Origin of the sequence: Cochlodiniinecator piscidefendens, from assembly GCF_011326755.1 — a bacterium.
Taxonomy (GTDB): domain Bacteria; phylum Pseudomonadota; class Alphaproteobacteria; order Rhodobacterales; family Rhodobacteraceae; genus Cochlodiniinecator; species Cochlodiniinecator piscidefendens.
The window spans coordinates 149,169-162,160 of record NZ_JAAOIE010000003.1 but is presented as its reverse complement, the minus strand read 5'-3'; the positions used below and the strand labels follow the sequence as shown (position 1 = coordinate 162,160).

The 12,992-nt window shown below is 49.8% G+C and carries 11 protein-coding genes; 5 read left to right on the top strand and 6 right to left on the bottom strand.

Annotated features, from left to right (window positions below; translation table 11 throughout):
- Window positions 1-3: 3 nt before the first annotated feature.
- From G9C99_RS09620 to G9C99_RS09600, 5 genes are all read right to left on the bottom strand, one after another.
- On the bottom strand, window positions 4-1,302 hold the full coding sequence (locus G9C99_RS09620) for an ABC transporter substrate-binding protein (protein WP_166417284.1): 1,299 nt from the start codon (window positions 1,300-1,302) through the stop codon (window positions 4-6).
- 61 nt (window positions 1,303-1,363) lie between these two features.
- Window positions 1,364-2,440: a branched-chain amino acid ABC transporter permease gene (locus G9C99_RS09615; protein WP_166417283.1), complete on the bottom strand. Its 1,077-nt coding sequence runs from the start codon at window positions 2,438-2,440 to the stop codon at window positions 1,364-1,366.
- Window positions 2,441-2,443: 3 nt separating this feature from the next.
- The gene (locus G9C99_RS09610) at window positions 2,444-3,403 is read right to left on the bottom strand and encodes a branched-chain amino acid ABC transporter permease (RefSeq protein ID WP_166417282.1); all 960 of its coding nucleotides are present in this window, start codon (window positions 3,401-3,403) and stop codon (window positions 2,444-2,446) included.
- A gap of 13 nt (window positions 3,404-3,416) precedes the next feature.
- Window positions 3,417-4,235 (bottom strand): ABC transporter ATP-binding protein, encoded by an 819-nt coding sequence (locus tag G9C99_RS09605; RefSeq protein ID WP_166417632.1) that lies wholly within the window; start codon window positions 4,233-4,235, stop codon window positions 3,417-3,419.
- The gene (locus G9C99_RS09600) at window positions 4,235-6,205 is read right to left on the bottom strand and encodes an AMP-binding protein (RefSeq protein WP_166417281.1); all 1,971 of its coding nucleotides are present in this window, start codon (window positions 6,203-6,205) and stop codon (window positions 4,235-4,237) included. Before G9C99_RS09600 ends, G9C99_RS09605 begins: the two co-directional genes overlap by 1 nt.
- 197 nt (window positions 6,206-6,402) lie before the next feature.
- Here G9C99_RS09600 and G9C99_RS09595 point away from each other — a divergent pair, with 197 nt between their 5' ends.
- The 5 genes from G9C99_RS09595 to G9C99_RS18710 all read left to right on the top strand — a co-directional run bounded on the left by G9C99_RS09595 (window position 6,403) and on the right by G9C99_RS18710 (window position 10,088).
- Window positions 6,403-8,325 (top strand): hybrid sensor histidine kinase/response regulator, encoded by a 1,923-nt coding sequence (locus G9C99_RS09595; RefSeq protein WP_166417280.1) that lies wholly within the window; start codon window positions 6,403-6,405, stop codon window positions 8,323-8,325.
- Window positions 8,322-9,035 (top strand): response regulator transcription factor, encoded by a 714-nt coding sequence (locus G9C99_RS09590; RefSeq protein ID WP_166417279.1) that lies wholly within the window; start codon window positions 8,322-8,324, stop codon window positions 9,033-9,035. Before G9C99_RS09595 ends, G9C99_RS09590 begins: the two co-directional genes overlap by 4 nt.
- Window positions 9,036-9,134: 99 nt before the next feature.
- Window positions 9,135-9,401 (top strand): WGR domain-containing protein, encoded by a 267-nt coding sequence (locus G9C99_RS09585; protein ID WP_166417278.1) that lies wholly within the window; start codon window positions 9,135-9,137, stop codon window positions 9,399-9,401.
- Window positions 9,402-9,463: 62 nt separating this feature from the next.
- Complete coding sequence (locus tag G9C99_RS09580; RefSeq protein WP_166417277.1) at window positions 9,464-9,679, top strand: hypothetical protein; 216 nt, start codon at window positions 9,464-9,466, stop codon at window positions 9,677-9,679.
- Window positions 9,680-9,761: 82 nt separating this feature from the next.
- Window positions 9,762-10,088 (top strand): GNAT family N-acetyltransferase, encoded by a 327-nt coding sequence (locus tag G9C99_RS18710; protein WP_166417276.1) that lies wholly within the window; start codon window positions 9,762-9,764, stop codon window positions 10,086-10,088.
- Between the two features lie 8 nt (window positions 10,089-10,096).
- Here the strand turns inward: G9C99_RS18710 and fdhF are convergent, their stop codons facing one another.
- Entirely contained in the window at window positions 10,097-12,871 is a 2,775-nt protein-coding gene (gene fdhF, locus G9C99_RS09570) for a formate dehydrogenase subunit alpha (protein ID WP_166417275.1), read from the bottom strand.
- Window positions 12,872-12,992 lie beyond the last annotated feature (121 nt).

Sequence of the window (12,992 nt, the reverse complement as noted above, 5' to 3'; positions counted from 1 at the left end):
CGATTATTCGCAGGAAGCTGTGGGCCAAGGTGCATTGGCCGCCGCGTATTCAGCAGCTGCCGACACTTCAAGCGCACGAATGGTTTCGCTGTCAGGAGACAAGTGATCAGAATCAACTTCAAATGAATCACCATCCCAACGCAGCATCCAGCCACCTGAATGACCTGTGTGGTCAGAACAGGATGTAGCGAATGGCGCGACCATCCCGGACATGCCCAACTCAGCGAGACGTTCATCAGTGATATTAACGTTTTCCAAACCCCAACGCAGTTGCGCTGCGTCAATTGTAGCCGACCCAAAATGGTCCTGAGCTGCAGCAATACCTTCGGTCAGGATCATCGAAATAACCAAACCACGCTGATAGAAAACAGAGTTTAGCTCTTCTTCCGAGGCCAAGGAGTTGCCAGCTTCGAACACATGTTCACGCACAGCTGCCATCACAGGTGCATCAGGCTGAGGAGCAGACCAGCTGATTGAACGGTACCCTGTACCATCAGCGCCAACAGCAGCCAAATCAGCATCATGACCAGACCACCAAACGCCAACAAATTGATCCATTGGGTAGCCGGTTTTAACAGCTTCTGAAATCGCACCCGCGTTCATCGCGCCCCAACCCCACATCACGACGTAGTCGGGACGTTCACGGCGGATTTGCAACCACTGCGAGGCTTGGTTTTGCATTTCAGACAGGCCCACGGGGATTGGCAAAAGCTCAAACCCGTTTGCTTCGGCCATAGCTTCTAAGAACGGAAGCGGCTCTTTACCATAAGGGTGATCCAGATGCAGGAACGCAATTTTTTGACCTGCAAGTGATGACAGATCCCCACCTGAAATCTCATTCAAGATCATAGATGCGCCATCCCAGTAAGAGGAAGGCATGTTAAAGCCCCACTGGAAAACAGAGCCATCGCCCATGGCGGAAAAGCCGTACCCTGGCGCAAGGATTGGGATTTCGTCCACGTTTGTGCGTGGCAGAACCTGAAGTGTAATACCGGTTGACCAAGGCTGCGTTACGATCGCTTGGTCTTTGGTCGCCTCATAGCATTCAACGCCTTTTTCAGTGGAATAGCCGGTTTCGCATTCGTCAAATTCGAGATGCACACCATTCAACCCGCCATCACGCGCGTTCAGCATAGCAACGTAATCACGCTGACCATTCATAAGCGGAATACCGGTAGAGGCAAATGGGCCAGTACGATATGAAAGATTGGGGATATACAATCCTTCGTCCTGCGCCATAACAGCGGTTGCACCAGACATCGCTATCGCGGTTGCTGCTGCAATTTTCACAAACTTATTCATCTTTTTCCTCCCATGGAAATCGTTCTTCTTTTGGCTTTTTGTCTCTTGGGTCGGCCCCGCATTAATGCGGGAACGGCCATATAATAAGTTTCTCACGGATCAGCGCCCAAAGGCGCGCTAAGCCGTGCGGCTCAATGATTAAGAAAAAGATAATCAACGATCCGATAATCATAATATTCAGATGTTCTACAGTTGCTGAAGCGATCTCAATGCCAAACAATTCCGGCAAAATATTGAGTACGACAGGTAGAGCCACAATCAGGATCGCGCCCAAAAAATTACCCATAATTGAGCCGAGCCCACCAATGATCGCAATAAACAACACACGAAAGCTTAGCGAAATATCAAAGAGGTTCGGTTCAGCTGCCCCGCGCCAAAGGAACACAAACAGCGCCCCTGAAACTCCAACGACATAAGACGATACGGCAAAGGCTGTGAGTTTAGATTTTAGCAAGTTGATGCCGATCAACTCAGCCGCAATATCCATGTCGCGTGTTGCTTTCCAAATACGACCTTGTGTGCCTCGTGTGAGGTTGATCATTACAACCGTAACCACTGTGACAATGAACAGCACAAAGTAATATTTGGTTACGGATGATGCCAGAGGCCCCGCAACAGCCACCCCGAACATATCGATATTTGGGACCTGAATAGCGCCTGTATTGGAATAATTATAAAGCCAGCCAACCTTTTCAAACATCCAAACAAGGAAAAACTGTGCGGCTAAGGTCGCGATCGCGAGGTAGAACCCTTTGATCCGCAGTGAGGGCAAGCCAAAAGCAACACCAACTATGGAAGAGAAGAAGCCTGAGAGCAAAACCGCAACGATCAAATTCATCTCAGGAAAGATGGTGATCATCTTATAGCAGGCATAAGCCCCGACCCCCATGAATGCACCGGTTCCAAGACTAAGTTGCCCCGCAAAACCGGTCAAAATATTCAACCCAAGAGCCGCCAGCGAATAAACAAGCACTGGGATAAGTAATGTTTGAAAGGCGAATTCGCTCGCCATAAAGGGAAATACAATCCATGCCAGCCCGAGGATAAGCGCCAGCAATGTGGCATCTTGCCTAACAGGGAAAAGCGCCTGATCTTTTTTGTACGAGGTCTTGAATTGGCCTGCGGTCCGATAAAGCATTTCTTACACCCGTTCGATGATTTTTTCGCCAAAAAGGCCTTGAGGACGGAACAGCAGCACAATGAGCGCAAGGACGTAGGCAAACCACGTTTCAGTGTTACCCCCCAGCAAAGGCTGGCCCCAGTAAAGCTCAAACAGTTTTTCCAATAGGCCGATTGCGAGACCGCCGATGATAGCACCGGAAATAGACTCCAACCCGCCGAGCATCAGCACTGGCAACGCCTTATAAGCTATGATTTCAAGTGCGAATGACACGTTCGCCCGTGCGCCCCATGCGATCCCGGTTACAAGTGCGATAATGCCTGCAACGAACCACACCAACACCCAGATCGTTTGCAATGAAATCCCAACAGACAAAGCTGCTTGGTGGTCATCGCCCAAGGCGCGAATAGCGCGGCCCATACGAGTTTTGTTAAGGAAAATCAGAAGTCCAACCACCAAAGTGCCCGCTGCGGCGACTGCAGTAAGGTCTTTTTCTTCGAGCGAGATATAGCCGTCAAACACATCTAGGCGCATACGTCCGGTGGGGATGCCCAGCTGCTCAGTGATCATCACCTTGGTTTCGCCGCCAAAGATCAATTCACCAAACCCAATCAGAAACAATGTGATCCCGATCGTTGCCATAAACAGAATAATGTCTGGCTGCCCCACAAGCGGGCGCAAAACCACGCGTTCGATTGTAAAGGCGAGCCCAAACATGACGACAAGCGTCAATGCAACGGACACCCATGCCGGAACGCCCATTTCATGTAAGCCGACCAATGTCAGGGCCGCGAAAACAACCATGATACCTTGAGCGAAGTTAAAAATCCGGCTTGAGCGGAAAATGAGAACGAAGCCCAGCGCGATGAGAGAATAAAGTATCCCAGAAACCAAACCTTCCCACAAAACCTGCAAAAAGAAATCTGGATAGGCGACCATGTCCACGAAGGGATCGACGAATATCTTACTTAGGAATTCCATTTCTTTCCCCCGCTTAATGCGCTACGCCAAGGTAGGCATCAATTACATCTTGGTTGTTGCGCACCTCTTCCGGTGTGCCGTCGCCAATTTTTTTGCCGTAATCCATCACAACCACACGGTCAGAAAGATCCATGACAACGCCCATGTCGTGTTCGATCAGCGCGATGGTGGTGCCAAATTCATCATTCACATCAAGGATGAAGCGCGACATGTCTTCTTTTTCCTCGACATTCATTCCTGCCATGGGTTCATCCAACAACAAAAGCTTCGGTTCAGCCGCCAAAGCTCGTGCCAATTCAACACGTTTCTTTAGGCCATACGGCAAACGCCCTACCGGTGTTTTTCTAATGTTTTGAATTTCCAAAAAGTCGATAACCTTTTCGACTTGCTCTCGATTAACGATTTCTTCGGCTTGGGCTTTGCCCCACCACATCGCTTGGCTGAGCAGTCCGGATTTCATCTTTGTCAACCGACCCGTCATAACGTTGTCCAGTACGGTCATCCCTTCGAACAACGCGATATTCTGGAAAGTACGCGCAACGCCTTGGCGCGCGATTTCATAAGGTTTCATCATCGGGCGAGTTGCCCCTTGATACCAAACTTCGCCTTCAGACGGGGTGTAAAACCCACTGATCACATTCAGCATTGACGATTTACCTGCCCCGTTTGGGCCAATAATCGCGCGAATTTCACCTTCGCGAATATCAAAGGAAATATCTTTGATCGCTACAACACCACCAAACCGCAAAGTGATGTTTTTCATTTCCATCATCACCCCACCAATTTGGCGGCCGTCTTCGGTGACATATCCATCGTGGGTCATATCATTCATCATTCTGCTGCCATTTTAGGAGAAACTTGTTTCACCGCTGCATCGCGCAACTCAAGCGTTGCAGAAATTGCGCCTTTGCGACCATCTTCGTAGGTGACTTCGGTTTCTGTGTAGATGGTTTTTGAACCGTCATAGAGCCCTACCAATAGATCAGAGAATTTTTCCTCTACGATTTTTCGGCGCACTTTTCTTGTCCGTGTCATTTCCCCATCATCTGCATCAAGTTCTTTGTGTAAGATGAGAAACCGATGTATCTGACAGCCAGACAACATCGGATCTTCGGCAACAGATTTATTGACCTCTTCGACGTGACTTTGGATCGTTGAATAGACCTCAGGATGGCCCGCGAGTTCCTGATAAGAAGCATAAGCAATGTTGTTTCGTTCGGCCCAGTTCCCAACAGCCGTCAGATCAATATTGATAAATGCGGTACACATGTCCCGCCCATTTCCAAACACCACAGCTTCTAGAATGTTGGGGTAGAACTTTAGCTTATTCTCAACATACTTAGGGGCAAACAGACTGCCGCTTGCCATTTGGCCCACGTCTTTGGCACGATCGATTATACGTAAATGGCCAGAGTTTTCTTCGAAAAACCCAGCATCCCCTGTCGCGACCCAACCTTCTGCATCTTTGGTATCCGCGGTACTTTCTGGGTTTTTGTAATACTCAACAAATGCGCCAGGACTACGGTAGAAAATTTCGCCGTTGTCGGCGATTTTGATCTCAACCCCCGGGCTCGGTACTCCAACTGTATCAGAGCGCACTTCGCCATCCGGCTGCTGAGCAATGAACACGCCCGCTTCGGTCTGGCCATATAGTTGCTTTAGATTAATCCCAAGCGAGCGGTAAAAATCAAAAAGCTCTGGACCGATTGCTTCGCCAGCTGTGTAACCGACGCGCACTTTCGAAAATCCCATAGAGTTCTTCAATGGTCCGTAGGTACAAAGCTCACCTAACTTATATTTCAGGCGATCCAAACCAGACACGCTTTCGCCGTCTAAAATCTTTGGCCCGACGTTTCGTGCATGATCCATGAAATATTTAAACATCTTTTGTTTAAACTGGCCCGCGTCCTCCATCCGGATCATCACCTGAGTCAATTGTGTTTCAAAAATACGCGGCGGAGCGAAATAATAAGACGGCGCAATTTCTTTTAAGTCCGTCATCATCGTTTCGGGGCTTTCAGGACAGTTGACGCAGAAACCATTCCAATACGCCTGCCCAAGCGAAAAGATAAAATCACCAACCCATGCCATAGGTAGGTAGGCCAAGATTTCTTCGTCACTGCGCAAATTGTCAAAATCAGATGAGTTTTGTGCAGTGACCACAATATTGCGGTTAGACAACACCACGCCTTTGGGCCGCCCCGTTGTTCCTGAGGTGTAGAGCATGACACAAGTGTCATCCCAGCCTTGCGCAGCTTCGCGGGTGCTTAGTTCTTCTTCGAACCGATGATGTGCTGCACGTCCTTCGGCTTGGACGTCAGCCAATGCGTTCATTCGGCTGTGATCATATTTACGCATACCGCGGTTATCGTGATACATAAGGTGTTCGATGCACGAAACACGATCTTGCACTTCAATGACCTTGTCGACTTGTTCTTGATCACCGCACACCACAAAGCGCGCTCCGCAATGATCTAGGACATAAGCCATTTCATCAGCGACGGCGTCCTGATACAACGGTACAGGTATCGCACCGACCTTCTGAGCTGCAACCATCGCCCAGTAATGCGCCGGCCGGTTACGACCAATGATCGCAACGAAATCCCCCTTTTCCATTCCAAGCGCGAGAAACCCCAACGCCATGGATTGAATTTCCTCAGCGGCCTCAGACCAGCTCCAGCTTTGCCAAATACCGTATTCTTTTTCGCGATATGCAGGAGCAGACCCAAACTCGACAGCATTGCGCGCCAAGAGTTTTGGTATCGAATTTAGCTCACCGCGTGTCGATGACTTTTGTGTCACGTGTTATCCTCCCAGAAGCTGCCCACCGGCAACTAACAGCCACACAGGTCGATTCTTTTCGCCCCAAGGTTGCTTGGGAAACTCTCGCGGTCAAAGGTTTCCTGATTTTTTCCCAATCCTAACAAATTGTAACAAGTTGTCTCAGGGGCTTTTCCCTCAATGGCTTGAGTGTTAGCCGTGGGGCGAAGGAGAGAGAAATGGCGCTGGAAAACCCAAGAAAATCATCTCTTACCCAATCAGGTTTGAATCTCATTCAGCAAGCCTTATCGATTTATGACTCCGATCTACGGTTAGCGGTTTCCAATCAACGTTTCCAAGAAATGTTCGATTTACCCGCAAACCTCGGAAACGTCGGCGCACGGTTTTCCGACACAATTCGCTTTTTAGTTGAGCGCGGAGAGTATGGCGACATCGATGACACAGAAGGGTTCGTCACCGCGCGCGTGAACCAGGCATTGGCTTTCGAGCCGCATTATGTGGAACGAGAACGCCCAAACGGACGCATGATCTCCATCGAAGGAAACCCACTCCCGCAGGGTGGTTGGGTTGCCGTTTACACTGATATCACAGAATCAAAATCACAGGAAAAACTGCTACGGGCCCGCTCAGAGGAGCTTTCAGATCAGGTATTGACCCATGCAGAACGACTGTCACAAACCAATCGCGAACTGGCTGCGACGATCAACGCGTTAGAAGAAACAAAACGCCAACTCGTTGATATGGAAGCCCGCACCCGAATGACAACCGAAATGATGCCAGCCCATATCGCACATGTCGATTTAAGCGGCTATTACACATTTTCTAACAGACGCTTGAGTTCTGTCATGCCGGGTCGTCCGAGCAACATTTTAGATTTACACATTTCAGAAGCACTTGGCGATCAAGCCTACGAAAACATCACCCCCTATTTGAAAAACGCATATGTAGGCACACCAAGTGTTTTTGAATTTACTCACGATGAATCCAGTCGGCGCATTCGCGTTGCCTTCACACCTGATCGGCGTAACGGACCTATAGAAGGCGTATACATCCTTTCGATGGATGTAACCGAAGAGGCCCAAGCAAGAGCTGCATTGATCCAGACACATAAACGCGAATTGGCAGCCAAACTAACCTCGGGGCTAGCACATGATTTTGCGAACTTGCTTACAATCATCTTAGGCACGCAAAGCCGCCTGTCGCGGATGTCACTTCCGGAGGACGCCAAGGAACTAATCGACGCGACCCAGTCAGCCGCGCGACGCGGAGGCACGATATTAAATCGACTGGGGCAGATGTCGCACCACCGAGAGGCAAGGCCCACATCCGTTGAGATACCACAATTCCTAAACGAAATATCGATGCTGGCACGTTCGAACCTACCCGACACAATTGAACTGGTGACACTTCAATCTGGATTTGAAAACCCCTTGTACCTTGATACTGGGTTTCTACAAGATTCACTACTGAACCTTCTTATAAATGCGCGCGCAGCCATCGGCGAAAATTCGGGGACGATTACATTAACCGCAACCCCAATTCGCGATACTTGGCTCGACATCACTGTTACAGATACCGGTCCCGGCTTTAGTGATAAGGCCCTAAAACACGCGATGGACCCCTTTTTTACAACAAAGGGCGATGATGGTTCTGGCCTTGGGCTTTCCATGGTCTACGATATGACCAAATCTGCTGGAGGGCAGATAAAGATGACCAATACCGCAACTGGCGCTCTGGTTCGAGTTCGATTGCCCCTCAAACTGGCAGACCACAACAATACGCCTCGTATGATATTGCTGGTCGAAGATACACCAGATATCAGAACGACAGTGCGCGAAATGTTGGTTGAATTGGGACACAGCGTCATAGAAGCCGCCACCGCTGAAGAAGGCGAAACTCTGGCCGAGGTCTCTGGAATTGATTTAATCTTATCGGATATTTCCCTCGCTGGCGAAAAGACGGGGCTCGACATGTTGCATCACTTAGCAGAAAAAGGGTTAACGCCCCCGGCACGCCTCATGACATCTTACCCTCCGGGCCATCCGGAACGTGACAGCGCCGCAAAACAATATCCGCTACTCAGTAAACCCTTTACTAAAGCCGAACTTGCGGCCTTTCTATCAATGGAGCCTGCCCCATGATCGCACCTATGGTTGCCATTCTAGATGATGAACCCGAAATTCGAAAAATGCTATCTGACGCATTGGAAGAAGCAGGATTTAGAACAGCCACATTTGGGCGCGCCACCGAATTTGAGGCGGCCTTAAATTCAACCGCACCCGATGTTTGCCTGGTTGATCTCGGCCTGCCAGATAAGGATGGGCTTGCTTTGGTACATCGATTGGCATTGGAAAGCGGTGCCGCCATCATTATCATTTCTGGCCGCGCCCAAGTTCAGGACCGTGTAACCGGGTTAGAACTTGGCGCAGATGACTACATCATAAAACCATTTGATCCCGCCGAAGTAGTGGCACGAGTTCGCGTCCGACTGCGCAGCAACCGGGACACAACACAACCTGCATCAGTCGCCAACTTTGAGGGCTGGCAAGCCCATTTTGATCGATATGTTTTGATTGATACTCAGGGTTGCGAAACACCGTTTAGCCACGCTGAGGGTGAAGTGCTTCGTTTGTTTTTAGATGCGCCAAAGCGACTTATTTCGCGTGCACAGATGCAGGAAACTTTGGGGGGGGCTGCTGGCGAAAGTTTCGATAGGGCAATGGATGTTCGCATTTCTCGCTTGCGCACAAAGCTCGGCGAAGATCCTAAAAACCCCCGATTAATCAAAACGATTTACGGCGCAGGGTATATTTTCCTGGGGGACGTGAACTGGTCAACACCTCCTCAATAACCTGTTTCGAGGTTCTCTCTTGATGTGCGAATCGGTAGTCGTTAGATTCGTGTTATAAGTGTCTGTCACAGCTGCCCGTGACGCTACCTTGGGGATGATATGATCAGCTGCCTTTTGTTTTCTACACCCAAAAATGGTGCATCTCACCGGTTTTACCGTATCGAAATCTGCGCCAATCTATTTAATGAATACTCCCTCGTACGCGAATGGGGGTTTGTCGGTCGCAACGGATCCCAAAAAATTGATCTATTTGGCAACTTACGCGAGGCTGCATCGGCAGCCGATACGCTTTTGCGCCGCAACAGTCGCAAAGGGTATCGCGCAGAAAAAATGGTGTCGCAAAATTCGCGATCTGAGTTCACCTAAACAGCCGCCACTTGTGGACGTTTATTCCTGCACCTACCTGTTATTCAACTCAAGGGAAACGGATGCGGGACGACACACATTTTTCTCTAAGACACGGCTTTGTAACTGAAGATGCATCAAACGTTGCGCAATTATTTTGGGCAACCTTTGAAAACAAACTCGGCCTTATTATGAAGCCAGAGGACAAAGCTTTAAACTATTTAACCGAAGTAGCGAATCCAAATCATGCGATTTGCGCCTTTGCAGCCAATGGTGAACTCATTGGCGTAGCTGGATAAAACTGGTGCCGGTAGCCTTATCGGCGGCGGTCTAGACGAACTGTGTAACAGTTACGGCTGGTTTGGCGGGTTTTGGCCCGGCATGGTTTTGTCCGTATTAGAACGCCCACTGGACCCTGATATCCTGCTTATGGATGGAATATTCGTTTCGCCGAAAGCCAGAGATATGGGTATAGGAACCGCCCTACTATCAGCCATGAAAGAAAAAGCCGCCCAATTGCATTATAGCAGTGTCCGGCTGGATGTCATTGATATCAACCCGCGGGCACGCGGCTTATATGAGCGCCAAGGGTTTAAGGCTTCGACAACAATGGCTACCAGATTATGCAGCCAAACGATTAAAACTCTGCTTCGGCTAGCTTTCCGCCACAAAAAAGGGGCCTGTAAGGCCCCTTTTTCTCAAGCTTAAATGCAGCTTTATTCCGCCGCTATCTGGCTTTGTGCTTTTTCAACGCGTACTGCAGAAAACTTAAATTCTGGGATTTTTCCATATGGGTCTACCGCAGAGTTCGTCAAAATATTCGCAGCAGCCTCAACATACGCAAACGGAACAAACACCATATCCTCAGCAATTGCGCGATCCGCACGTGCCATGATTTCGATGCTCCCGCGGCGCGTTGTCAGGCGGATCATTTCACCCGGCTCAACGCCCATTGCACGCAATGTTTTAGGGTGAAGAGAACAGTTTGCTTCTGGTTCAACTGCATCCAACACCAGTGAACGCCGCGTCATTGAACCAGTATGCCAGTGTTCCAACTGGCGACCTGTGGTCATGATCATCGGATATTCCGCATCCGGTGCCTCATCAGGTGCAATCACGCTAGCAGGTGTAAATTTAGCGCGGCCCTCTTCGCGTGGGAATCCATCTCCAAACACAATAGCCTGACCAGGGTCAGTCGGCGTCAAAGACGGATACGTGATGGTTTCTGTTTTCAGACGATCCCATGTGATGTTGTTCAACGATTTCATGTTGAGTTTCATCTCAGCGAAAACCTGCGACACATCTGAATAATCCCAATTGAGACCAATACGCTGTGCCAGCTCAACCGTGATTTTCCAGTCTTCACGCGCATCACCCGGAGGGGTAACTGCCGGGCGAACACGTTGCACCTGACGGTTGGTGTTGGACACCGTACCGTTCTTTTCATAAAGCGCAGATGCCGGTAAAATAATATCGGCGAAATTGGCCGTTTCCGTCAGGAAGATATCCTGAACGATCATCAGGTCCAACTTAGCAAATGCATCGCGCGCGTGGTCAGCATCCGGGTCTGACATCGCAGGGTTTTCACCCTGAATGTACATCCCTTTAATGTTACCTGCGTAAACCTGATCAACGATTTCGGTAACAGTCAGGCCTTTTTCATTGCTGAAATCATCAGCATCCCAAACATCAGTAAACGTTTTGCGAATACCATCGTCGGTTACGGATTGATAATCAGGTAAGAACATTGGAATCAGGCCAGCATCAGACGCGCCCTGCACGTTGTTCTGACCACGCAATGGGTGCAGACCAGCGCCGGGTTTACCAACGTTACCTGTCATCAACGCCAGTGAAATCAGGCAGCGCGAATTGTCAGTACCGTGAATGTGCTGTGACACACCCATGCCCCAGAAAATCATACCCGCTTTGGCATTGGCAAAGGTGCGCGCAACGCGGCGCAATTGCTCAGGTTCAATACCGCAGATTTCAGACATTGCCTCAGGCGAGAACGCTTTCAGATGCTCTTTTTCCGCTTCCCAATTTTCGGTGTACTTCGTGATATACTCTTGATCGTAAAGCTCTTCTTCGACGATCACGTGCATAATCGCGTTCAGCATTGAAACGTCAGCACCAGGACGGAACTGCAACATTTCATCTGAGAACCGGCGCAGACCAACACCACGAGGGTCCATCACGATCATTTTGCCACCGCGTTTGGTGAACTGTTTGAAATATGTCGCAGCGACGGGGTGGTTTTCAACCGGGTTACACCCGATCATGATCGCCACATCTGCGTTTTCAATTTCATTGAATGTCGCAGTAACTGCACCAGACCCAACGTTTTCGATCAGTGCCGCAACAGAAGAAGCGTGGCACAGGCGTGTACAGTGGTCGACGTTATTATGTTTGAAGCCTTGGCGGATGAACTTCTGGAACAAATACGCTTCTTCGTTTGTGCATTTCGCAGAACCAAAGCCAGCAACTGAACGACCACCATGATCTTCGCGCAGTTTTTTCAAACTGGTTCCAGCAAGGTCCATCGCCTCTTCCCATGTCGCTTCGCGGAAATGCGTGGACAAATCGCCGGGATCGACATTCAAACCTTTGGCAGGCGCATCGTCGCGACGGATCAGCGGTGTCGTCAGACGGTGGGGGTGATGAATGTAATCAAAGCCAAAGCGGCCCTTCACACAGAGGCGTCCCTCATTCGCAGGACCGTTGATCCCCTCAACGTATTTCACTTTGCCATCTTTGACCTTCAGCGAAACCTTACAGCCAACACCGCAGAACGGGCAGACGCTTTCGGTTACGCTATCAAAATCAGCACTGTCACCAACCTGATCTTCATTCACCACAGTTGATGGCATCAAAGCACCAGTTGGGCATGCTTGCACGCATTCGCCACAAGCCACACAAGATGACGCTCCCATTGGGTCGGCCATATCAAATGTTGGATAAGCGTTGTGACCACGGCCAGCCATGCCGATCACATCGTTTACCTGAACTTCGCGACAGGCGCGTACACAAAGACCACACTGGATGCACGCATCAAGATTGACGCTCATTGCAACATGGCTGTCATCGAGCAGCGGAATATGACCGTCTTCCAACTTTGGAAAACGGCTTTCTTCGACGCCGCTAAGCTCGGCCATATCCCAAAGGTGGGAAGATTTGTCGTGCGCTTCTTCTTTGGCAGGCTGATCCGCAACCAACATTTCGACAACCATTTTACGCGCTGTTTTGGCCCGAACTGAATCGGTGACAACAACCATGCCTTCTGATGGGGTTCGAATACACGAAGCCGCCAGCGTCCGTTCGCCTTCGATTTCGACCATACACGCACGACAGTTTCCGTCAGGACGATACCCCGGCTGTGGCTTATGGCAGAGATGCGGAATAATCAGTCCACGCCCGTTAGCGACTTCCCAAATGGATTCGCCCTCGCGCGCTTCGACTTCTTTTCCATCAAGTGTGAAACGAATATTGGTCATAGCTGGCTCCTTAACCGGTCCAGCTTAAACCACAGCCCGAAAAACCCGAAGCCCCTATCCGCGACAGGCTCTTGTTCAAAAGCGCCAAGCAGGGCCTTGCTTTGAAAAAAATCACCTTCTG

Bases quoted from the DNA above. Each gene is read 5' to 3' on its own strand.
- G9C99_RS09620 (WP_166417284.1), bottom strand. From the start codon at position 1,302: ATGAATAAGTTTGTGAAAATTGCAGCAGCAACCGCGATAGCGATGTCT.
- G9C99_RS09615 (WP_166417283.1), bottom strand. From the start codon at position 2,440: ATGCTTTATCGGACCGCAGGCCAATTCAAGACCTCGTACAAAAAAGAT.
- G9C99_RS09610 (WP_166417282.1), bottom strand. From the start codon at position 3,403: ATGGAATTCCTAAGTAAGATATTCGTCGATCCCTTCGTGGACATGGTC.
- G9C99_RS09605 (WP_166417632.1), bottom strand. From the start codon at position 4,235: ATGAATGATATGACCCACGATGGATATGTCACCGAAGACGGCCGCCAA.
- G9C99_RS09595 (WP_166417280.1), top strand. From the start codon at position 6,403: ATGGCGCTGGAAAACCCAAGAAAATCATCTCTTACCCAATCAGGTTTG.
- G9C99_RS09590 (WP_166417279.1), top strand. From the start codon at position 8,322: ATGATCGCACCTATGGTTGCCATTCTAGATGATGAACCCGAAATTCGA.
- G9C99_RS09585 (WP_166417278.1), top strand. From the start codon at position 9,135: ATGATCAGCTGCCTTTTGTTTTCTACACCCAAAAATGGTGCATCTCAC.
- G9C99_RS09580 (WP_166417277.1), top strand. From the start codon at position 9,464: ATGCGGGACGACACACATTTTTCTCTAAGACACGGCTTTGTAACTGAA.
- G9C99_RS18710 (WP_166417276.1), top strand. From the start codon at position 9,762: ATGGTTTTGTCCGTATTAGAACGCCCACTGGACCCTGATATCCTGCTT.
- fdhF (WP_166417275.1), bottom strand. From the start codon at position 12,871: ATGACCAATATTCGTTTCACACTTGATGGAAAAGAAGTCGAAGCGCGC.